The sequence below is a fragment of the Rhizobium sp. YIM 134829 genome (assembly GCF_046546455.1).
Genome location: NZ_JBKHKI010000003.1, coordinates 377,600 through 397,954 on the forward strand (window position 1 = coordinate 377,600; position 20,355 = coordinate 397,954).

The 20,355-nt window shown below is 65.3% G+C and carries 19 protein-coding genes; 14 read left to right on the top strand and 5 right to left on the bottom strand.

The window, feature by feature from the left end:
- Position 1 precedes the first annotated feature (1 nt).
- The 3 genes from ACLE20_RS08695 to secA form a co-directional block, all read right to left on the bottom strand.
- Complete coding sequence (locus ACLE20_RS08695) at positions 2 to 1,219, bottom strand: GNAT family N-acetyltransferase (RefSeq protein WP_410939909.1); 1,218 nt, start codon at positions 1,217 to 1,219, stop codon at positions 2 to 4.
- A gap of 59 nt (positions 1,220 to 1,278) precedes the next feature.
- On the bottom strand, positions 1,279 to 2,745 hold the full coding sequence (locus ACLE20_RS08700; RefSeq protein ID WP_410939910.1) for a lipopolysaccharide biosynthesis protein: 1,467 nt from the start codon (positions 2,743 to 2,745) through the stop codon (positions 1,279 to 1,281).
- Between the two features lie 132 nt (positions 2,746 to 2,877).
- Complete coding sequence (gene secA, locus ACLE20_RS08705; RefSeq protein WP_410939863.1) at positions 2,878 to 5,580, bottom strand: preprotein translocase subunit SecA; 2,703 nt, start codon at positions 5,578 to 5,580, stop codon at positions 2,878 to 2,880.
- A gap of 272 nt (positions 5,581 to 5,852) precedes the next feature.
- Here secA and ACLE20_RS08710 point away from each other — a divergent pair, with 272 nt between their 5' ends.
- From ACLE20_RS08710 to ACLE20_RS08735, 6 genes are all read left to right on the top strand, one after another.
- The gene (locus ACLE20_RS08710; protein ID WP_410939864.1) at positions 5,853 to 6,722 is read left to right on the top strand and encodes a peptidylprolyl isomerase; all 870 of its coding nucleotides are present in this window, start codon (positions 5,853 to 5,855) and stop codon (positions 6,720 to 6,722) included.
- Between the two features lie 110 nt (positions 6,723 to 6,832).
- Positions 6,833 to 8,074, top strand: a complete 1,242-nt coding sequence (gene argJ, locus ACLE20_RS08715) for a bifunctional glutamate N-acetyltransferase/amino-acid acetyltransferase ArgJ (protein WP_410939865.1) — start codon at positions 6,833 to 6,835, stop codon at positions 8,072 to 8,074.
- Entirely contained in the window at positions 8,043 to 8,864 is an 822-nt protein-coding gene (locus ACLE20_RS08720) for a GNAT family N-acetyltransferase (protein ID WP_410939866.1), read from the top strand. The genes argJ and ACLE20_RS08720 overlap by 32 nt, the downstream gene beginning before the upstream one ends.
- Positions 8,861 to 9,277 carry an 8-oxo-dGTP diphosphatase MutT gene (mutT, locus tag ACLE20_RS08725; RefSeq protein WP_410939867.1) on the top strand — a complete coding sequence of 139 codons (417 nt, stop codon included), beginning with the start codon at positions 8,861 to 8,863 and terminating at the stop codon, positions 9,275 to 9,277. The genes ACLE20_RS08720 and mutT overlap by 4 nt, the downstream gene beginning before the upstream one ends.
- A gap of 205 nt (positions 9,278 to 9,482) precedes the next feature.
- On the top strand, positions 9,483 to 9,806 hold the full coding sequence (locus tag ACLE20_RS08730; RefSeq protein ID WP_410939868.1) for a hypothetical protein: 324 nt from the start codon (positions 9,483 to 9,485) through the stop codon (positions 9,804 to 9,806).
- A gap of 53 nt (positions 9,807 to 9,859) precedes the next feature.
- Entirely contained in the window at positions 9,860 to 10,036 is a 177-nt protein-coding gene (locus tag ACLE20_RS08735; RefSeq protein ID WP_410939869.1) for a Flp family type IVb pilin, read from the top strand.
- Positions 10,037 to 10,069: 33 nt separating this feature from the next.
- On the opposite strand, the gene ACLE20_RS08740 is transcribed toward ACLE20_RS08735, so the two are convergent.
- Positions 10,070 to 10,954 (bottom strand): methyltransferase domain-containing protein, encoded by an 885-nt coding sequence (locus tag ACLE20_RS08740; RefSeq protein WP_410939870.1) that lies wholly within the window; start codon positions 10,952 to 10,954, stop codon positions 10,070 to 10,072.
- 4 nt (positions 10,955 to 10,958) lie between these two features.
- Between ACLE20_RS08740 and ACLE20_RS08745 the strand changes: the two genes are divergently transcribed.
- The 4 genes from ACLE20_RS08745 to ACLE20_RS08760 all read left to right on the top strand — a co-directional run bounded on the left by ACLE20_RS08745 (position 10,959) and on the right by ACLE20_RS08760 (position 13,485).
- Positions 10,959 to 11,834: a ComF family protein gene (locus ACLE20_RS08745; protein WP_410939871.1), complete on the top strand. Its 876-nt coding sequence runs from the start codon at positions 10,959 to 10,961 to the stop codon at positions 11,832 to 11,834.
- Positions 11,835 to 11,920: 86 nt separating this feature from the next.
- Complete coding sequence (grxC, locus tag ACLE20_RS08750) at positions 11,921 to 12,178, top strand: glutaredoxin 3 (RefSeq protein WP_410939872.1); 258 nt, start codon at positions 11,921 to 11,923, stop codon at positions 12,176 to 12,178.
- Between the two features lie 24 nt (positions 12,179 to 12,202).
- Positions 12,203 to 13,060, top strand: a complete 858-nt coding sequence (locus ACLE20_RS08755) for a carbon-nitrogen hydrolase family protein (protein WP_410939873.1) — start codon at positions 12,203 to 12,205, stop codon at positions 13,058 to 13,060.
- Positions 13,057 to 13,485 carry a DUF1178 family protein gene (locus ACLE20_RS08760; RefSeq protein ID WP_410939874.1) on the top strand — a complete coding sequence of 143 codons (429 nt, stop codon included), beginning with the start codon at positions 13,057 to 13,059 and terminating at the stop codon, positions 13,483 to 13,485. The genes ACLE20_RS08755 and ACLE20_RS08760 overlap by 4 nt, the downstream gene beginning before the upstream one ends.
- A 7-nt stretch (positions 13,486 to 13,492) precedes the next feature.
- Here ACLE20_RS08760 and ubiG read toward each other — a convergent pair whose 3' ends face one another.
- Entirely contained in the window at positions 13,493 to 14,257 is a 765-nt protein-coding gene (ubiG, locus tag ACLE20_RS08765) for a bifunctional 2-polyprenyl-6-hydroxyphenol methylase/3-demethylubiquinol 3-O-methyltransferase UbiG (RefSeq protein ID WP_410939875.1), read from the bottom strand.
- A gap of 186 nt (positions 14,258 to 14,443) precedes the next feature.
- On the opposite strand from ubiG, the gene ACLE20_RS08770 reads away from it, so the two are divergent.
- The 4 genes from ACLE20_RS08770 (at position 14,444) to prmC (ending at position 20,086) form a co-directional block, all read left to right on the top strand.
- On the top strand, positions 14,444 to 15,697 hold the full coding sequence (locus ACLE20_RS08770) for an aspartate kinase (protein ID WP_410939876.1): 1,254 nt from the start codon (positions 14,444 to 14,446) through the stop codon (positions 15,695 to 15,697).
- 58 nt (positions 15,698 to 15,755) lie between these two features.
- Positions 15,756 to 18,020, top strand: coding sequence for a phosphoenolpyruvate--protein phosphotransferase (gene ptsP, locus ACLE20_RS08775; protein WP_410939877.1), 2,265 nt, complete (start codon positions 15,756 to 15,758; stop codon positions 18,018 to 18,020).
- A 123-nt stretch (positions 18,021 to 18,143) separates the two neighbouring features.
- Positions 18,144 to 19,226, top strand: coding sequence for a peptide chain release factor 1 (gene prfA, locus ACLE20_RS08780; protein WP_410939878.1), 1,083 nt, complete (start codon positions 18,144 to 18,146; stop codon positions 19,224 to 19,226).
- Positions 19,226 to 20,086, top strand: coding sequence for a peptide chain release factor N(5)-glutamine methyltransferase (gene prmC / locus ACLE20_RS08785; protein WP_410939879.1), 861 nt, complete (start codon positions 19,226 to 19,228; stop codon positions 20,084 to 20,086). The genes prfA and prmC overlap by 1 nt, the downstream gene beginning before the upstream one ends.
- Positions 20,087 to 20,355 lie beyond the last annotated feature (269 nt).

Consider the following 20,355-nt stretch of genomic DNA (forward strand, 5'->3'; position numbering starts at 1 on the left):
GCTATCGCAGCCCGCGCGGAGCGAAGGAGCGGATCTTGTCGCGCAGCATCTTCGCCATGGCGCGGGTGTTGCGGTAGAGGTGCAGCTGCGCGGCGGCCTGGCGCATGTCGCGGTCGCGATTGGCCTGCAGGCCGATCACCAGCGTGCCCATCTTCTCCCGCTCCGTCCAGAAGCGGCTCATCACCGGATGGTCGTCCTGCGTGCAGGAATCGGTGCGCATAATATTGGTGTCGTCGAGATGCCATTCGGTCAGCTCGGCCATCAGCAGCTTGCCGGGCGAAAAGCGGGCATAGGTCTCGTCATAGGTCGTTTTCCAGGTATAGGCCTCTCCGCCCATCAGGAACACGATCATCGACGCGATGGCCACTCCATCAAGGTCGATGGTGTGGATACGCACGCCATCGGCATCGGCGAGATTGGTGATCGCCTCGCGGGCGAAGGCGGCCCGGAAGCGGTCCATGACCAAAGCGGTCCGCTGCTTGCCCTTCCAGCCGAGCGCCTCGAGTGTCAGGAACTCCTCCATGCGCAGCCGGATCTCGTCCGGGCTGCGGGCGACGCCGTAGCGCAGATCGCCATAGGCGGAGAGCCCCTTCCACTGCCGGCGCAGTTCACGCCGATGTCCGGCGCTGATCGCACCGCGCAGATAGCCATCGCCATCGAGATGGCTGTCGAGCATCGGCCGGCGATAGGTGTCCGTCACGGTGATGGGGAGATTGCGGCTGATGGCAACCGCGCGGGCAAGCTGCGCGAAGCTGCCGTTCAGCCGAAGATCGGGAAGAACGAGCACGCCTGGCAGGCCCGTATCCGTCTGGCCGAGCCCGTCGAAAAGATTGTCGAGCGTCTCGGCCGCGTCTTCCGCATCCAGCAGCGGCGTGCCGAGCGGCCCGAAGGGGTTGGACCAGACGCGCAGGATCGATGCGCCGATCGAAAAACCCGGCCGCTCGATCGAGAAGGGCATCAAGAGCCGGATGCGGCTGCGGCTCGGCGTGCGGTCGCGCACCAGCGCCAGGCGCACGACGCGATCCTCGAGCCGCGGCATGGCAGGCGCCAGGAAGCGGCCGGAGAAGAAGACATTCGGTTCCAACACGCGGTTGGAAAGGAAATCGAGTTCCTGCTGCAGATCATAGCCGGCCTGGGCCGGATAGAGGCAGAGCTCGCGACCCGAACGGCCGACGGGGATGATCGCTTCGGCATCGCGATGTTCGGCAAAGCGCGGCATGCGCGGCAGCGGCGAGGGGCGGACATTGCTGTCGGTCGGGTAATGGGGGGTGCCAGATCTCATGGCGCGGACTCCGCGGTGGGTCTGTGGTCGCCGCCTGCCAGCTGCGACCGGCGCGGCAAGGCGCCGGGCGCGATGAAGCGGGGCTTGGCAAAGGCGTGCAGCACGATGCCGAAGGTGCGCCGTACGGCGACGTGGAGGAGAAGGGCTTCGGCGACCATGGCGCCAGCCGTTGCAGCAGCAGCGCCGGCCAGGCCGAAGAGCGGGATGAGCAGGGCATTCAGAAGAAGATTGGCGGCAAGCGCCCCGGCATAAAGCTTGACGCAGAGCGATTGCTGCCCGGCCATGGTGAGAAACGCCTCGCCGGGCCCGACAAAGGCCTTGGCGAGGATGCCGGCCAGCAGGATCGCCATCAGCGGATAGCCCTCCGTAAAGGTCGGGCCGAACAGCGACAACAGCAGCTTGCCCGCCAGGAGCACGCTGCCGCCGACCATGAGCGACGGCCAGAAGGACCAGCGTGCGCTTTCGACGGCGATCGTGGCGAGCTCAGTCCGGTCGGCGCTGGCCATGGCGGCGGAGAAGCGCGGGCCGGCCGCCGCCTTGACCGAGAAGAGCACGAAATGCACGAGCGCCATCGTCTTGGCGGCCGCGAAATAGATCGCCACCTTGTCGGGCTCGAGATAAAGGCCGACGACGACCACGTCCGAATTGGTGAGCAGGAAGCCGAAACCTTCGATGAGGAAGATCGGCAGGGCGACGCGGATCCAGCTTCTGAACTCGATACGGCGCGGCCCGGCCTGATAGCGGCGGCCCAGCCGGCGGGTAAGGATCAGGAACTGGCCGACGCTGGTGCAATAGGTTGCAAGGATGCAGGCTGCCATCGCCGTTTCGGCGGTGGGCGCGAAGCCGAGCGCAACCGCGCCGACCATGGCGCCGAGGATCAGCAGCGGCCGGATGATATAGGTGGGGCTCAGCGCCGAGACCGCCCAGCTGTGCGCGCGCGACGTCCCATCCATGACATCGCCGAGCGCGATCATCGGCAGGCAGATGATGCCGAGGAAGAGGGGCACCAGATAGTAGCCCTCGATGAAACCGCCGAAGAACCAGAGGCCGAGTAGGCCGAGGCCGGCGAGCGTGCTCGCCGAGATGAGCGCGAAGACCCGCACGGTCAGGGTCAGCCCGCGGATTTCGGCCAGGGCATCGCGGGCATGATACTGCGGCAGGAAGCGGATGACGGCGGTGTGGAAGCCGAGGCAGGAGAGGTTGCCGAACAGCACCGCCAGGACCCAGACGAAGACATAGATCCCATATTCGAAACCGCCCATCAGCCGCGCGAGGATGATCTGCGAGACGAAGGCGATGGCGGCGTTGATGATGCGGATGGCGAAGGCGACCAGCGCCATGCGCTGGGCAAGATATTTCGGATCGGCGCTGACGAGCAGCGGCTCCAGCCGGCTTAAGTGCGGCAGGACCCGGTTTCTCAAACCCGGCGGCAGGGCTCGCCCCGCCGTCTGACACGCTGCAATGAACACAGACTTCGACCCGCTCTGGACGCACAACCAGAAGACAAGCGGTAGCAGGGCGGAGTTAAGAATTCGTTCGGGATTGGGCGGCGCAGGCAGGCTGCGGGCGGAGCTTCGCTCCGCCCGATCTCGCGATCAGACCTCGGTCGTCTCGAAGGCGCCGTGGCAATGCTTGTACTTCTTGCCGGAGCCGCAGGGGCAGAGCTCGTTGCGCGAGACATGGCCCCAGGTCGCGGGATTGGCCGGGTCGCGGCGCGGCGTCGAGCCGTCGTCGAAATCGTCCTCGCCGGTCGTCGCGTCGAGGTGATGGCCGACCATTGCCGGCGGCACCGGCTCCGGGGCCTGGGCGGCTTCGCGCACCAGCTCCACCCGCATCAGCTGCGACGTCACGGCCTGGCGCAGATTGCCGAGCAGCGCCTGGAAGAGCTCGAAGGCCTCGCCCTTGTATTCCTGCAGCGGGTCGCGCTGGGCATAGCCGCGGAAGTGGATGACCGAGCGCAGATGGTCGAGGTTGACGATATGCTCGCGCCACAGGTGGTCGAGCGTCTGCAGTACGACCGAGCGCTCGACATAGCGCATGATCTCCGGGCCGAAGCGCTCGGCGCGATCGGCCGCCGCCTGGTCGGCGGCTTCGGTGATGCGCGTGCGAATGTCGTTCTCGTCGATGCCTTCCTCAGCCGCCCAGGCGGCGATCGGCAGGTCGAGGTTCAGCTGCTCGCGGACGTCGGTGGTCAGCCCCTCGACATCCCACTGCTCGGCATAGGCCTTTTCGGGAATCCGGCGCGCCACGATGTCCTCGATCACCTCATGGCGCATGTCGGCCACGGTTTCCGAGACATCGACGGCATCCATCATCTCGATGCGCTGCTCGAAGATCACCTTGCGCTGGTCGTTGAGCACGTCGTCATATTTCAGAAGGTTCTTGCGCGTGTCGAAGTTGCGGGCTTCGACCTTCTTCTGCGCGCGCTCGAGCGCCTTGTTGATCCAGGGATGGACGATCGCTTCGCCTTCCTTCAGACCCAGCTTCTGCAGCATCGAATCCATGCGGTCCGATCCGAAGATGCGCATCAGGTCGTCCTGCAGCGACAGGTAGAACTTGGAGCGGCCCGGGTCGCCCTGACGGCCGGAGCGGCCGCGCAGCTGGTTGTCGATGCGCCGGCTCTCATGCCGCTCGGTGGCGAGGACATACAGGCCGCCGGCAGCGAGCGCCTGCTCCTTCAGCGCGGCGATCTCTGCACGGATGGCCGCTTCGCGCGCCTCGCGTTCCGGGCCCGGTTCCAATTCGGCGAGCTCAGCCTCAAGCCGCATGTCCACATTGCCGCCGAGCTGAATGTCGGTGCCGCGGCCGGCCATGTTGGTGGCGATCGTCACGGCGCCGGGAACGCCGGCCTGCGAGACGATATAGGCCTCCTGCTCATGGTAGCGGGCGTTCAACACCTGGAAGTCGGTGAAGCCTTCGCGCTTCAAAAGCGCGGCCAGCATTTCCGACTTCTCGATCGAGGTCGTGCCGACAAGGACCGGCTGGTTGCGGTCGCGCGCCTGGCGGATCTCCTCGACGATCGCCTTGAACTTCTCCTCGACGGTCCGGTAGACCTCGTCATGGTCGTCGATACGGCGGATCGGCAGGTTGGTCGGCACTTCGACGACCTCGAGGCCGTAGATGTTGCCGAACTCTTCCGCTTCCGTCGAGGCCGTGCCGGTCATGCCGCCGAGCTTTTCGTACATGCGGAAATAGTTCTGGAAGGTGATCGAGGCGAGCGTCTGGTTCTCAGGCTGGATCGTTACCTTTTCCTTGGCTTCCAGCGCCTGGTGCTGGCCTTCCGAGTAACGGCGGCCGGGCATCATGCGGCCGGTGAACTCGTCGATGATGACGATCTCGTCGTTGCGGACGATGTAATCCTTGTCGCGCTGGAAGAGCTTATGGGCTTTCAGCGCATTGTTCACATGGTGGACGATCGCGACGTTCTCGACGTCATAAAGAGACTCGCCCTTGAGCAGGCCGGCATCGCGCAGCAGGTTCTCGAGCTTCTCGGTGCCGACTTCGGAGAAGTTGGCCGAGCGCTGCTTCTCGTCGATCTCGTAATCTTCCGCATCCAGGCGCGGAATGAAGGTATCAATGGTCTGATAGAGTTCGGAACGGTCGTCGAGCGGGCCGGAGATGATCAACGGCGTGCGCGCCTCGTCGACGAGGATCGAGTCCACCTCATCGACGATCGCAAAGAAATGGCCGCGCTGGACCATCTGACCGCGCTCATACTTCATGTTGTCGCGCAGATAGTCGAAGCCGAGCTCGTTGTTGGTGGCATAGGTGATGTCGCAGGCATAGGCCTGGCGGCGCTCGTCGTCGCTCAGACCATGGACGATCACGCCGGTCGTCATGCCAAGGAAGGAATAGATGCGGTCCATCGTCGCGGAGTCGCGCCGCGCCAGATAGTCGTTGACGGTGACGACATGCACGCCCTTGCCGGCCAGCGCATTCAGATAGACGGGCAGGGTGGCGACCAGCGTCTTGCCTTCGCCGGTCTTCATTTCCGCGATGGCGCGCTCGTGGAGGATCATGCCGCCGATCAGCTGGACGTCGAAAGGCCGCAGGCCGAGCGTCCGGCGGGCCGCCTCGCGCACCACGGCGAAGGCCGGCACCAGCAGGTCGTCGAGCGTCTTGCCCGCCGCCAGCTCCGCGCGGAACTCCACCGTCTTATGGGCCAGCGCCTCGTCGCTGAGAGCGGCGATTTCCGGCTCCAGGGCGCCGATGGCCTGGACTCTGGTCTTATACCCTTTGACGCGGCGATCGTTGGAGGAGCCGAAAAGCTTGCGGGCGAAACCGCCGAGACTGACCATCTGCATGGTCCTTTCATCTGTGCCGTCGACGTTTCGCGCGCGTTCCGTCAATCCCGCCACATGCGCTAAAACGCCCTGATCTTGTTCTGGACGCGAGGTTGCGTGACAGATAAGAGGGGGGTCGATTGATGTCAACGGGAGTTCCGGCCCGACAAGACCCTGAAAAGCCGGCCGCTCAAGGCTAAAGAACGGCCACAATCTGGTGGTTTCGAAGCGGCGGCCCGGCCCGCAACGGGTGGCACGGAAACTCGATCTCGAAAGGTTTTAGAGGAATGTTGAAGAACAGACTGCTCGCAGCCGTCGCGCTGACCGCAGTGATGGCGCTCGCCGGCCCCGTCCTGGCGCAGGATGCCGCCGATCCGGTCGTCGCCAAGGTGGGCGATGCAGAGATCCTCAAGTCCGAACTGGACCTGGCCATCGGCTCGCTCGACCCGCAGCTGGCACAGCTGCCCGACGACCAGAAGCGCGCCGCCGCCCTGTCCGGCCTGGTCGACGTGAAGCTGCTCGCCAAGGATGCCGAGAAGGAAGGCCTCCAGAACGACGCCGACTTCAAGAAGCGCCTCGCCTATCTCAACGATCGCGAGCTGCACAACGCCTTCTTTAAGAAGCATGTCGTCGAGGCCGTGTCGGCCGACGAGGTGAAGTCGCGCTACGACAAGGAAGTCGCCGCGATCAAGCCGCAGGAAGAGGTGAAGGCCCGCCATATCCTCGTCAAGACCGAGGATGAAGCCAAGGCGATCATCAAGGAGCTCGATGGCGGCAAGGATTTCGCCACGCTCGCCAAGGAAAAGTCGACCGATCCGAACAAGGATGACGGCGGCGATCTCGGCTATTTCACCAAGGACCGCATGGTGCCGGAATTCTCAGAAGCAGCCTTCGCGCTCGAGAAGGGCAAGTACACGACGACGCCGGTCAAGTCGCAGTTCGGCTATCATGTCATCCTCCTCGAGGACAAGCGCCTGCAGCCGCCGCCGCCGCTCGACCAGGTCGAGCCGCAGGTCAAGCAGCTGGTGATGCGCGACAAGTATCTCGCCCTTCTTGCCTCCGCCAAGCAGGGGTCGTCGGTCGAAATCACCGATCCGGCACTGAAGAAGGCCTATGACGAGGCCAACAAGGCCGAGGCTGAAGGCGGCGCGAACTAAGCCTTCTCCTGTCACGATGCCGTGACACGGACCGGTCTAGAACATTGCTGATCCCGGGAGCCCGCTTCCGGGATTTTTCATCCCTTCCCGACATTTTCCGGATCTCGCTCATGTCCGACGCCGTTTCCCCGCTCGCCCCGAAGACCTTCGCCGAAATGCCGCCGCTGCGCGGCGTGCGCATGGCCACTGCGGAGGCCGGCATTAAATATCGGAACCGGACGGATGTGCTGATGATGGTGTTCGATGAGCCGGCGGCGGTCGCCGGTGTCTTCACCCGTTCGCTCTGCCCCTCGGCCCCTGTCGATTTCTGCCGAAAGAACCTGGCCGGCGGGGTGGCGCGGGCCGTCGTCGTCAATTCCGGCAATGCCAATGCCTTCACAGGCGTCAAGGGCCGCGCCGCGACGGAGCTGACGGCGGACAAGGCGGCCGAAGCGGTGGGCTGTGCCACCTCGGAGATCTTCCTCGCCTCCACCGGCGTCATCGGCGAACCGCTCGATGCCACCAAGTTTTCCGGCGTCCTCGGCGACATGACGACGCGGGCGACCGAGGATTTTTGGTTCGAGGCCGCCAAGGCCATCATGACCACCGACACCTATCCGAAGGTCGCAACCCGCAGTGCCGAGATCGGCGGCGTCCCGGTCACGATCAACGGCATCGCCAAGGGTGCGGGCATGATTGCCCCGGACATGGCGACCATGCTCTCCTTCGTCGTCACCGATGCCGACATCGCGCCGCAGGCACTGCAGGCGCTGCTTTCGGCCGGCGTCGGCCCCTCCTTCAATTCGATCACGGTCGACAGCGACACCTCGACCTCCGACACGCTGATGCTGTTCGCCACGGGTGCGGCGGCCGGCGATGGCCAGGCGCGCGTCACCGATGCAGGCGATCCGGCGCTTGTCGGCTTCAAGGCGGCGCTCGATGCGCTCCTCTTCGACCTTGCGCTGCAGGTGGTGCGGGACGGGGAGGGTGCGCGCAAGATGGTGGCCATCACCGTCGAGGGGGCGGAAAGCGATGCCGCGGCCAAGCGGATCGGCCTGTCGATCGCCAATTCGCCACTGGTCAAGACGGCGGTGGCCGGCGAGGATGCCAATTGGGGCCGGGTCGTCATGGCCGTCGGCAAGGCCGGCGAACGCGCCGATCGCGACCGGCTCGCCATCTGGTTCGGCGGCATCCGCGTCGCCGTCAATGGCGAGCGGGATCCGTCCTATTCGGAAGCCGCTGCCTCCGCGGTGATGAAGGAGGAAGACATCGCCATCAAGGTCGAGCTCGGCCTCGGGCCGGGGACGGCGACGGTCTACACCTGCGACCTGACCAAGGCCTATGTCGAGATCAACGGCGACTATCGGAGCTGACGGGGCGACGATGGCTGAGCAAAGTTCGCCGCCTCCACTGCCAGCGGTCCGGCGGCTCGAAGCCGTGGCATTCCGTGCCTGGCCCGCGGCCGAGAGCCAGTATGATGGCAGCTGGCTGATCCGGCTGACGCGGGGTCACACCTCCCGCCGGCTGAACTCGATCAATCCGCTCGACCCCTTCGACAGCGCCGACCTTGAAGGGCGTCTCGAGCGAGCAAGCCGACGCTTCAGAGAGACCGGCCTGCCGCCGACGCTGCGCCAGACGCCGCTGACACCGCCGCCGCTGATTGCTCATCTCGATTCGGGCGGCTGGTCGCGCTTCGCCGAGAGCATCGTCATGACCGTCGACATTCCGGCGCATGAAACGGGCGACACGGTGGAGCATCTGCCGCTGCGCGATCTTCAGCGCTTCGTCGAGGCGCGGCTGGCCGTCAGCGGAGAGCCGCAGAGCAGCGCGCCGGCCTTGCTGTCGATCCTTGAAGCGATCAAGGCGGAATGCGGCCTCTTTCTCTTCGAGGAGCGGGGCTTCGGGCCGACGGCTGTGGCCATGGCCGTTCACGACAATGATCTCCTCGGCATCAACCAGGTTGCGGTACACGGCGCCCGTCGCCGTGCGGGGATCGGGAGCGCCCTCCTGACCGCCTGCCTGCGATGGGGACGGCTGAAGGGCGCGCGCCAGGCCTGGCTCGCCGTCGAGGCAGCCAATGCGCCCGCCCGTGCCCTTTACGAAAGCCTCGGCTTCCGCGAAGTCTATCGTTATCTCTACCGCCAGCCCGAAGGCCGCCCATGACCCCGCCCCGTGACATCCGCATTCTCGTCGTGGCCGCCTGTGCGCTGATCGACAGCGATGGCCGGGTGCTGATTGCCCAACGACCGGAAGGCAAGCCGATGGCCGGGCTCTGGGAGTTTCCGGGCGGCAAGGTGGAGGCTGGCGAAACGCCGGAACAGACGCTGATCCGCGAATTGCACGAGGAGCTCGGCATCACGACCAAGGTCGATTGCCTGGCGCCGCTGACCTTTGCCAGCCATTCCTACGAGGCCTTTCACCTGTTGATGCCGCTCTATGTCTGCCGGCGCTATGAGGGGATTCCTGAGGGGCGCGAGGGCCAGGCGCTGAAATGGGTGCGCGCCACCAGCCTGCGCGACTATCCCATGCCGCCGGCCGACGAGCCGCTGATCCCCCATTTGATCGACCTGCTCTAGACGAGGTTTTGCCTCCCGTGCCGCCTCCGGTGGCAGGTCCGCAACAGCATTGATTTTCCACATACTGGCTGATGAATCCTTTCCAAGGGAGGCGCCCGTTAAGGGATCGTTTATCTCCCCGCGGCACAATGCTGTTCGATTGTGGCGCAACGGCGCAATGGCGTAGCAGGGGGCCGCCATTGCAGGCGCATGGTAAGAGGGTCTCATGGCAAACGACGATTTCTGGCGCACCGTTCAGGACAAGGACATCGACATGCCGCAGCGTCAGAGCACCGGCGTCCTGAACCTCGCGCTGCTCTTCGGCACGGCCGTCATCGCCCTGACCCTGATTCTCACGCCGATGCTGGCCCAGAAGTCGGACGGCCGAGTGCTGGCCAATGCGCCGATCGACTATGACACGATCCAGACCGGCTCCATTCCGGCGGCCCCTGGAGAGACCAAGCGCTACACGCTTCGTCGCAGCGTCCTGCAGGAGATGCCTGGCGCCGTCTGCGTGATCAATGGGGATGGCAGCAAGAGCGGCTGCTGAAGGCAGAATTGACGAAGCGGCGGCTGGCGCCGAGGAGCAAGGGGGCGAAGGGCATGAAGGCTTTGATGAACCGCCTCTTGAAGGCGCGCTCGGGCGCAACGGCGGTGGAATACGGCCTGATCGGCGGACTCCTCGCGGTCGTCATTATCGTCGCCTTCGGCAATTTCTCGACCGCGCTCACCAATATGTTCACCTACATCACCGATGTCATGGCGAACGCCTGGAAGTAGCCGTCGGGATTGGTCTTGACGTCAGCGGACGGCTCATCCTTCCGGCGGATCGTCGCGCACCTTCAGCGCGTCCGCGAGCCGCGCCTTGGCCGAGCCCGGCTTCAGCGGCTTTTGCTGGCTTTCATGCGGCGCCCAGCCGGAGACGAAGATCACCGTGAAGGTTGCGCGAATCCGCCCGTCGGCATCGGCGAAACGCTCGGCATAGAGTTCGGCAGCGCGCAGGAACACGCCGCGTGGCAGCGGCTTCCGGCTTCGGGCGGCGAGGGGGTTGGTCATGCCCATCGCCCGCAGATCCTTCATCAGCGAGAAGAGCGAGGCATAGCGCACAGTGTAGGTCTCGGAATCGGCGACCGGCAGGGCAAAACCCGCCCGTTGCAGGAGGCCGCCCATCTCCCGCACATCGGCGAAGGGCACCACGCGCGGACCGGCACCGCCCGTCACCTCGCTCTCCGCCTCGAGCAGCACCTCGCGAAGTTCCTGCAGCGTCCCTGCGCCGGGAATCGCGGCCAGAAACAGACCATCCGGCTTCAGCGCGCGCCGCACCTGGATGAAGACGCCCGGCGTGTCGTTGGTCAGGTGGAGGGACAGCGGCGAGACCACGAGATTGACCGAAGCCGGGTCGAGCGGCAGCCGTTCCAGCGGCGCGGCCAGCACCTCTTCGCCCGGTGCAGCGAAGGCCGGATCGATCTCAATGCGCCGCAGCGTGCCGACCTTGCCGGTCGCCTGCAGGGCGCGGGCGGTCGCGCCGGTATAGCCGTGCAGCTCCACCGCTTCGTCGAAGTGCCGCTCCACCAGCGCCAGCCGTTCGGCCAGATCCGTCGCCACGAGGTCGAGCAGGAAGGCCGCTTTTTCGTCGCCGGCGCGCAGGGCCCTCAGACGACGCGCTTCGACAAGCGCCTGATCAAAGACGATGTCCACGGGCATGCTCCTTCTTCTTGCGGGACCGCGTGACCTCCGCCTAGAGTGGCATGCCATCGCGCGCCATCTGGGACAAGTCAACGCCATGGATGTGGAGCAGGCAGAGCCTCCGGTCGAGAGTGAGGGCTGGTATCGTCGGATTGCCGACGGTGCCAAGCGCGGTGCATCGGCCTTCAGCGATCTGATCTTTCCGCCCGTCTGTCGCGGCTGCGGCCGCCTGACGGGACGGCATGCGGCGCTTTGCCCGGCCTGCTGGCGGAGCGTCCGCTTCATCGAGCGGCCCTTCTGCCCGGTGCTCGGGACCCCCTTCTCGCACAATCTCGGCGAAGCGCTGATCTCGGCGGAAGCGATCGCCCATCCGCCGCCCTTTGACCGGCTGCGCTCGGTGGCGCTCTACCAGGGCGTCGTGCGCGATCTCGTCCGTGGGCTCAAATACAAGGACCGCACCGATCTGGCACCGATGATGGCCGCCTGGATGGTGCGGGCAGGCGAGGGATATGTCGAGGCGGCCGATGCTATCCTGCCCGTGCCGCTGCATCCGCTGCGGCTCTGGCGGCGGCGCTTCAACCAGGCAGCCGAACTGTCCCGCGCGATCGGTCGCCAGACCGGCCGGCCGATGCTGCCCCTGGCGCTCGCCCGCACCCGCCGCACCCAGCCGCAAATCGGCCTCGGCGCCCAGCAGCGCGCCGACAATGTCCGTGGCGCCTTCACCGTGACCGAAACCGGCAAGGGAGATCTCTTCGGCCGGCGCGTGATCCTGGTCGACGATGTCTACACCACCGGTGCAACGGTGGCTGCCGTCGCGCGGGCGCTCAGGCGGGCGGGGGTCGTCGAGATCACGGTTTTGACCTTTGCAAGGGCGCTGCCGGATCCTATATGACACATGTTGTTCACGCGGATGCAGGATTGGTGAGGCCCTCTGCCTTGACCCTTCCTTCAAGCGACGCTTTCCCGTCAGGATCGGCCATGGCTTCCGTCACTATCTATACCCGTCAATTCTGCAGCTACTGTTCCGCCGCCAAGCGGCTCCTCGAGAAGAAGGGCATTGCCTATGAGGAGCATGATGCGACGAATGCGCCAGCCGTGCGCGAGGAAATGATCGCGCGGTCGAATGGCGGACGCACCTTCCCGCAGATTTTCATCAACGGCATCCATGTCGGCGGCTCCGACGATCTTCATGCGCTGGACAGCGCCGGCAAGCTCGACCCCATGCTGGCGGCCTGAGCCTCGGTCAGGGAGGTCCTTCGCATGAGCCTGCGTGTTGCTGCCGTCCAGATGTGTTCCGGTGTCGATGTCGCCCGCAATGCGGATGCGATGGCGCGCCTGGTGCGCGAGGCCGCTGCGCAAGGGGCGGCCTATGTCCAGACACCGGAGATGACCGGTGCACTGCAGCGCGACCGTGCCGCACTTCGTGCACAGCTGCGGAGCGAGAGCGAGGACCTGATCGTCGCCACCGCGGCGCGGCTTGCCGGCGAGCTTGGCATCCACCTCCACGTCGGTTCGACAGCCATCGCGCTCGCAGACGGCAAGATCGCCAATCGCGGCTTCCTGTTCGGTCCGGACGGCGGAAAGCTTTGCCACTACGACAAGATCCATATGTTCGACGTCGATCTCGACAATGGCGAAAGCTGGCGGGAGAGTGCGGCCTATACGCCGGGGCAGACCGCGCGCATGATCGATCTGCCCTTCGGCCGGTTGGGCTTTGCCATCTGCTACGATGTGCGGTTTCCGGAGCTCTTTCGCCGCCAGGCGGTCGAGGGCGTCGCCTTGATGTCGCTGCCGGCCGCCTTCACCCGCCAGACCGGTGAGGCGCATTGGTCCGTGCTCCTGCGGGCCCGCGCGATCGAGAACGGCTTTTTCCTGGTTGCAGCCGCGCAAGGTGGGTTGCATGAGGATGGTCGCGAGACCTATGGCCATTCGATGATCATCGACCCCTGGGGCCGGATCCTCGGTGAGGCCGCTGCCGCGGGCGAGGAGATCGTCATCGCCGATCTCGACCTTGCGGCTGTGGCCGCTGCCCGTGGCAAGATCCCGAACCTCAAAAACGCTCGCGCCTTCGGCCTCGAGACTGCGGATCGGCAGGCGGCGCAAGAGGCGAGCGCGTGATCCGCTACTCTCTCCTTTGTGACCAGGGGCACGAGTTCGAAGCCTGGTTTTCCTCAAGCGCCGATTTCGACACGCAGTCCGAGAGCGGACTGGTCAGTTGCGCCGTCTGCGGCAGTGAGCATGTCAAACGCGCGTTGATGGCGCCTGCACTCTCGACCGGTCGCCGGAAGGATCAGACGCGGGCCCTGATGCTCGAAAGCGCCCATCGCGAGGCGGCTGCCAAGATCCGCGAAATCGTCGCCACCATCCGCGCCAATGCCGATGATGTCGGCGAGCGTTTTCCGGAAGAGGCGCGCAAGATCCATTATGGCGAGGCGGATGCCCGCGGGCTGATCGGCCGCGCGACGGCGGAGGAGGCCCGTGCCCTGATCGAGGAGGGCATCGAGATCGCGCCGCTGCCCGTGCTTCCCGACGACGCCAACTGAGCCGGCCTCAGGCTGCCGGCTCGACTCGCGCAGGCCGCTGTGCGAGCAGCATGTAATTGACGTCCATATCGCTCGAGAGATGCCATTCATTGGACAGCGGATGGAAAAAGACGCCGGTCCGATCAGCGATCACCAGGCCGCTGGCACTGAGCGGCCCCTCGATCTCCTCCGGCTTCACCAGTTTCTCATATTGATGCGTGCCGCGCGGAAGCCAGCGCAGCACGTTTTCGGCGGCGAAAATGGCCAGCGCGCGGGCTTTCAGCGTGCGATTGATGGTCGCGATGACCATCAGCCCGCCGGGCCGCACCATGGAGGCGCAGGTCTTCAGGAAGAAATCGACATCCGACACATGCTCGACCACCTCCATGTTGAGAACGATGTCGAAGGTTTCGCCATCGGCCGCCAGGCTTTCCGCGGTCACCGCCCGATAATCGACCGCGACGCCGCTCGCCTTGGCATGGGTCTCGGCAATGCGGATGTTCTTCTCGGACGCATCCGCCCCCACCACCTCGGCGCCCATCCGCGCCATGGGTTCGGACAACAGGCCGCCGCCGCAGCCGATATCGAGCACACGCAGGCCCTGCAGCGGCTTCGGCGCCTTTGCGTCTCTGCCGAAATGGGCGGAGGCCTTGTCGCGGATGTAAGCGAGACGGACCGGATTGAATTTGTGCAGCGGCTTGAACTTGCCGCGCGGGTTCCACCATTCCGCCGCCAGCGCCGAAAACCGGTCGATCTCGCTCTGGTCAATCGTCGTCCGCGCCGCGTCGCTCATTGCATCGTGCTCCTTTGGGTGCTTGCTGCAGGAAGTCGGCCGCAAGGCAGCGATTGTCAAGGGAAGGCGGGCCTCCGCTCGCCGCCATTGCGCGGCAACTGCTCTTTCGCTAAGAGACCGCCAGTTTCCGGCTCGCGGCCTGTCATCCTGCGCGAGGCGGCGAAGCTTGGGTACCGGTAGAGGCAGATGGCACGCATCGTGATGAAATTCGGCGGAACCTCCGTCGCGGATATGGATCGCATCCGAAACGTCGCCCGTCACGTCAAACGCGAAGTCGATGCCGGCCATGAGGTGGCGGTGGTCGTCTCGGCCATGTCGGGCAAGACCAACGAGCTTGTGGCCTGGACCCGCGACGCTTCCCCCATGCATGATGCCCGCGAATATGATGCCGTCGTCGCCTCCGGCGAACAGGTGACGTCCGGCCTGCTCGCGATCGCGCTGCAGCATATCGGCATCAATGCCCGCTCGTGGCAGGGCTGGCAGATCCCGATCCGCACCGACAATGCGCATGGCGCCGCGCGCATCCTCGAGATCGACGGCTCGGACCTCGTCCGCCGCTTCAAGGAGGGCCAGGTCGCCGTCATCGCCGGATTCCAGGGGCTCGGCCCCGACAATCGCATTGCAACGCTCGGGCGCGGCGGTTCGGACACGAGCGCGGTGGCCATCGCCGCTGCCGTGAAGGCGGACCGCTGCGACATCTACACCGATGTCGATGGCGTCTACACCACCGATCCGCGCATCGAGCCCAAGGCGCGGCGCATGAAGAAGATCGCCTTCGAGGAAATGCTCGAAATGGCCTCGCTCGGCGCCAAGGTGCTGCAGGTGCGCTCGGTGGAGCTCGCCATGGTCCACAAGGTGCGCACCTTCGTCCGCTCCAGTTTCGAAGACCCCGATGCGCCGGGCATGGGCGATCTCCTGAACCCGCCCGGCACGCTGATTTGTGATGAGGAAGAAATCGTGGAACAGGAAGTCGTCACCGGCATCGCCTATGCCAAGGATGAGGCGCAGATCTCGCTCCGGCGCCTGGCGGACCGGCCGGGCGTTTCCGCCGCCATCTTCGGGCCGCTCGCCGAAGCGCATATCAATGTCGACATGATCGTCCAGAACATTTCCGAAGACGGTTCCAAGACCGACATGACCTTCACCGTCCCGTCCGGCGATGTCGACAAGGCGCTGCGGGTGCTCGACGCGCAGAAGGACAAGATTGGTTTCGACGCGGTGCAGAACGAATCGGGCCTCGCCAAGGTCTCGGTGATCGGCATCGGCATGCGCAGCCATGCGGGCGTCGCGGCCTCCGCCTTCCGGGCGCTCGCCGAGAAGGGCATCAATATCAAAGCGATCACCACCTCCGAGATCAAGATTTCCATCCTGATCGACGGGGCCTATGCCGAATTGGCGGTTCGCACTTTGCATTCCGTCTACGGTCTCGATAAAGGTTGAGATCGGCGCGAAGCACTCTGCTTGCGCGAAGCGATCTGTTCTGGGAGACGGTCCCGCGATGAGAGACCTTTCGGGTCCACGCGTACTTCTCAAGCGCCTGCGCGAGCTGATGGCCGAGCCGCTGGAGCCGCAGGAGCGCCTCGACCGGATCGTTCGGCAGATCGCCCAGAACATGGTGGCCGAGGTCTGCTCGGTCTATGTGCTGCGCTCGGACGGCGTGCTCGAACTCTACGCGACCGAGGGCCTGAACAAGGACGCGGTCCACCTCGCCCAACTGCAGATGGGGCAGGGCCTCGTCGGCACGATCGCCGCCAGCGCCCGGCCCCTCAACCTGTCGGATGCCCAGTCGCATCCGGCCTTCACGTATCTTCCGGAAACCGGCGAAGAGGTCTACCACTCCTTCCTCGGCGTGCCGATATTGCGCACCGGACGGTCGCTCGGCGTTCTCGTCGTCCAGAACAAGGCGAGCCGCACCTATCGCGATGACGAGGTGGAGGCGCTCGAAACCACGGCCATGGTGCTGGCCGAAATGGTCGCGACCGGCGAGCTGAAGAAGATCACCCGTCCCGGCCTCGAACTCGATCTTTCGCGCCCGGTCTCTATCGACGGAGCAAGCTTCGGCGAAGGCGTCGGGCTTGGCTATGTCGTGCTGCACGAGCCGCGCATCGTCGTCACCAATCTGCTCAACGAGGACAGCGACAAGGAACTGGCGCGGCTCAACGAGGCGCTGGGCTCGCTGCGCCTGTCGATCGACGACATGCTGTCGCGCCGTGACGTGTCGATGGAGGGCGAGCATCGCGCAGTCCTCGAGGCCTATCGCATGTTTGCCCATGACCGCGGCTGGGTGCGCAAGCTCGAAGAAGCGATCCGCAATGGCCTGACGGCGGAAGCCGCGGTCGAGCGGGTGCAGAGCGAGACGAAGGCGCGCATGATGCGGCTGACGGACCCGTATCTTCGCGAGCGCATGCATGATTTCGACGATCTTGCCAACCGCCTGCTGCGCCAGCTGACCGGCTACGGCGCGCGCCTGGCTGGCGGCGACTTCCCGGCCGATGCGATCGTCGTGGCGCGCGCCATGGGTGCGGCCGAATTGCTCGATTATCCGCGCGAGAATGTGCGCGGCCTGGTGCTGGAAGACGGCGCCGTCACCAGCCATGTCGTGATCGTCGCCCGCGCCATGGGCATTCCCGTCGTCGGCCAGGCGGCCGGTGTCGTGGCGCTGGCGGAAAATGGCGACGCCATCATCGTCGATGGTGACGATGCGAAGGTGCAGCTGCGGCCGATGGCCGACCTGCAGCGGGCCTATGAGGAAAAGGTGCGGCTTCGGGCGCGCCGGCAGGAGCAGTTCCGGGCGTTGCGCGGCGTCGAGCCGGTGACGAAAGATGGCAGCCGCATTCGCCTGCAGATGAATGCCGGCCTGATGGTCGACCTGCCGCAGCTCGCCGAATCGGGTGCGGAAGGCATCGGCCTATTCCGCACCGAGCTGCAATTCATGATCGCCTCCACCATGCCCAAGATGGAGGAGCAGGAGGCCTTCTACCGCAATGTGATGAAGCAGGCGGCCGGCAAACCGGTGACTTTTCGCACGCTCGACATCGGCGGCGACAAGGTGGTGCCCTATTTCCGCGCGGCTGAAGAAGAGAACCCGGCGCTCGGCTGGCGGGCGATCCGCCTGTCGCTCGACCGTCCAGGCCTTTTGCGCACGCAGCTGCGCGCGATGCTGCGCGCATCCGCCGGGGCGGAACTCAAGCTGATGCTGCCGATGGTCACCGAAGTGCAGGAGCTTCGCGCCGTGCGCGAGCTTCTGCAAAAGGAGATTCAGCGCCAGTCGAAGGTCGGCGAGCAACTGCCGCGCAAGCTGCAGTTCGGCGCTATGCTTGAGGTACCGGCCCTGCTCTGGCAGCTCGATGAGCTGATGAGCGAGGTCGACTTCGTCTCCGTTGGGTCCAACGACCTGTTCCAATTCGCGATGGCGGTGGATCGCGGCAACTCGCGCGTCTCCGACCGGTTCGACGTGCTCGGCCGTCCCTTCCTGCGCATGCTGCGCGAGATTGCCCGCGCCGGCGAACGCAACCGCACCTCGGTCACGCTTTGCGGCGAGATGGCTTCGAAGCCACTCTCAGCCCTGGCGCTTCTCGGCATCGGCTTCCGCTCCGTGTCGATGGCGCCGACGGCGGTCGGGCCGGTCAAGGCAATGCTGCTTGCCACCGATCTTTCCCTCCTGTCGCCGGCGCTGAATGCGTTGCTCGACGATACGAAGAGCCGGCAGACGCCGCGCGACTTCCTCAAAGCCTTTGCCGCGGAACACGAGATCCCGGTCTAGCTGCCCTCGTTTCGGGGCGGCGGGCCCCCTGTCTGTCAATCTCGGATGGAGGGCGCCTCCGACGAGCCCCGACCGCATGGCCCGGTCGATCATGAAGCCGCCCGGCGGCCCTGGAGAATATACGTGGCGACATTGCCTGTCGAAAAAATGCGCGAGCTGGAGCGGCGCTTTGCGGAGATCGAGGCGCGGATGGCTGAGGGGCCGGCAGCGGACGTCTATGTGAAGCTCGCCTCCGAATATTCCGAGCTGCAGCCGGTGGTCGCGAAGATCCGCGCCTATGAGAAGGCGAAGGCCGAGCTCGACGATGTCGAGGTGCTGCTGTCCGACCGGACGACCGACCGTGAGATGCGCGAGCTGGCCGAGATGGAAAAGCCGGAGATCGCCGAGCGCCTGGAGGCGCTGGAAGGCGAGATGCAGATCCTGCTCCTGCCGAAGGACGCGGCGGACGAGAAGAGCGCGATCCTGGAAATCCGCGCAGGCACCGGCGGCTCGGAAGCCGCCTTGTTCGCCGGCGATCTCTTCCGCATGTATGAACGCTATGCCTCCTCCAAGGGCTGGAAGGTGGAGGTGCTCTCGGCGAGCGAGGGCGAAGCGGGGGGCTACAAGGAAATCATCGCCACCGTCACCGGCCGCGGTGTCTTCTCCAAGCTCAAGTTCGAATCCGGCGTGCACCGCGTCCAGCGCGTGCCCGAGACGGAAGCCGGCGGTCGCATTCACACCTCGGCGGCCACGGTGGCCGTGCTGCCCGAGGCCGAGGAGATCGATATCGAGATCCGCAACGAGGACATCCGCATCGACACCATGCGCTCCTCCGGTGCCGGCGGCCAGCATGTGAACACGACGGACTCCGCTGTTCGCATCACCCATCTTCCCTCCGGCATCGTCGTCACCAGCTCGGAGAAATCCCAGCACCAGAACCGCGCCAAGGCCATGCAGGTGCTGCGCTCGCGGCTCTATGACATGGAGCGCCAGAAGGCCGACAGTGAACGCTCGGCTTCCCGCCGCAGCCAGGTCGGCTCCGGCGACCGGTCTGAGCGCATCCGTACCTATAATTTCCCGCAGGGCCGCGTCACCGACCACCGCATCAATCTGACGCTCTACAAGATCGACCGGATGATGATGGGCGAGATCGACGAAGTTGTGGATGCGTTGATGGCGGATTACCAAGCCGGGCAGCTGGCGCAGCTCGGCGAAGTCGAGGGCTGATGGCTAAAACGCTCGACCAGGCGCTTCAGCAAGTGCGCAACGCGCTCAAGGTCGCCGATTTCGACGATCCGGGCCAGGAGGCGCGGCTGCTCGTCGGCGGCCTGCTAGGCTTGGCGGCGAGCGAGATCTTGAGCCGCGGCGATCGCGTGCTCACCGAACCGGAAATCGAGCGGATCGAGGCTGCGCTCGCCCGGCGGCTGGCGCGCGAGCCGATCTTCCGAATTCTCGGTCGCCGGGCTTTTCGTGGCCTCGATCTGGCGCTCTCGCCCGGTACACTGGAACCGCGACCCGATACGGAGACGCTGGTCGAGGCGGTGCTGCCCTCTGTCCAGGCGCGGCTTTCGGCGAACGGCAGCTGCCGGATCCTCGATCTGGGCACCGGCACCGGCGCTATCCTGCTTGCCCTTCTGAGCGAGGCGCCCGGCGCGGTGGGCGTGGGCGTCGATCTTTCGGCTGATGCACTGTCCACCGCACGGCGCAATGCCGAGGCGCACGGGCTCTCCGCACGGACAACGATGCTGGAGAGCGACTGGTTCGCGGAAATTTCCGGTCAGTTCGATGTAATCGTCTCCAACCCTCCCTATATACCCTCCAAGGTGATCGACGGGCTGGAGCCCGAGGTCCGCAACCATGATCCGCTTGCCGCCCTTGATGGCGGCGCGGATGGTCTCGATGCCTATCGCATCATCGCCGGGCAGAGCCGGCGTTTCCTGGGTGAGGCCGGCCTTGTCGGTCTCGAAATCGGATATGACCAGAAGGACTCCGTATCGCATCTCTTTGAGGCAGAAGGCTTTCGTCTGATGGCGGCGCTTCGCGACCTCGCCGGTCACGACCGCGTTCTTCTCTTCACGCCAGCCTGAGGCAGGCTTCGACCCTTAAGTCCGCCGTGAGCGTGCATCCGGGAGTGGCAAAGCTGATCCCGCACCGGCAACAGGTTCTTTCGGGAAAGATGAAGAAAGAGCTTGGAATCCCTCGGGAAGCGGTCTAGGTTGCGGCCACGCACTGGGCAGACGGCTTGGACTTGAGGATTCGTTCCGGTCAGGCCTCGCCGCGGGAAGTGCTCTCACGGAAGAGATGCGACATTGGCAGAGCCTGGTGCGGGTATCTGTTACGGTTGACTTGAACCAGC

Excerpts from the sequence above, each read along its gene's own strand:
- ACLE20_RS08695 (WP_410939909.1), bottom strand. The coding sequence starts at position 1,219 with ATGCCGCGCTTTGCCGAACATCGCGATGCCGAAGCGATCATCCCCGTC.
- secA (WP_410939863.1), bottom strand. The coding sequence starts at position 5,580 with ATGGTCAGTCTCGGCGGTTTCGCCCGCAAGCTTTTCGGCTCCTCCAAC.
- ACLE20_RS08710 (WP_410939864.1), top strand. The coding sequence starts at position 5,853 with ATGTTGAAGAACAGACTGCTCGCAGCCGTCGCGCTGACCGCAGTGATG.
- argJ (WP_410939865.1), top strand. The coding sequence starts at position 6,833 with ATGTCCGACGCCGTTTCCCCGCTCGCCCCGAAGACCTTCGCCGAAATG.
- ACLE20_RS08720 (WP_410939866.1), top strand. The coding sequence starts at position 8,043 with ATGTCGAGATCAACGGCGACTATCGGAGCTGACGGGGCGACGATGGCT.
- mutT (WP_410939867.1), top strand. The coding sequence starts at position 8,861 with ATGACCCCGCCCCGTGACATCCGCATTCTCGTCGTGGCCGCCTGTGCG.
- ACLE20_RS08730 (WP_410939868.1), top strand. The coding sequence starts at position 9,483 with ATGGCAAACGACGATTTCTGGCGCACCGTTCAGGACAAGGACATCGAC.
- ACLE20_RS08735 (WP_410939869.1), top strand. The coding sequence starts at position 9,860 with ATGAAGGCTTTGATGAACCGCCTCTTGAAGGCGCGCTCGGGCGCAACG.
- ACLE20_RS08745 (WP_410939871.1), top strand. The coding sequence starts at position 10,959 with ATGCTCCTTCTTCTTGCGGGACCGCGTGACCTCCGCCTAGAGTGGCAT.
- grxC (WP_410939872.1), top strand. The coding sequence starts at position 11,921 with ATGGCTTCCGTCACTATCTATACCCGTCAATTCTGCAGCTACTGTTCC.
- ACLE20_RS08755 (WP_410939873.1), top strand. The coding sequence starts at position 12,203 with ATGAGCCTGCGTGTTGCTGCCGTCCAGATGTGTTCCGGTGTCGATGTC.
- ubiG (WP_410939875.1), bottom strand. The coding sequence starts at position 14,257 with ATGAGCGACGCGGCGCGGACGACGATTGACCAGAGCGAGATCGACCGG.
- ACLE20_RS08770 (WP_410939876.1), top strand. The coding sequence starts at position 14,444 with ATGGCACGCATCGTGATGAAATTCGGCGGAACCTCCGTCGCGGATATG.
- ptsP (WP_410939877.1), top strand. The coding sequence starts at position 15,756 with ATGAGAGACCTTTCGGGTCCACGCGTACTTCTCAAGCGCCTGCGCGAG.
- prmC (WP_410939879.1), top strand. The coding sequence starts at position 19,226 with ATGGCTAAAACGCTCGACCAGGCGCTTCAGCAAGTGCGCAACGCGCTC.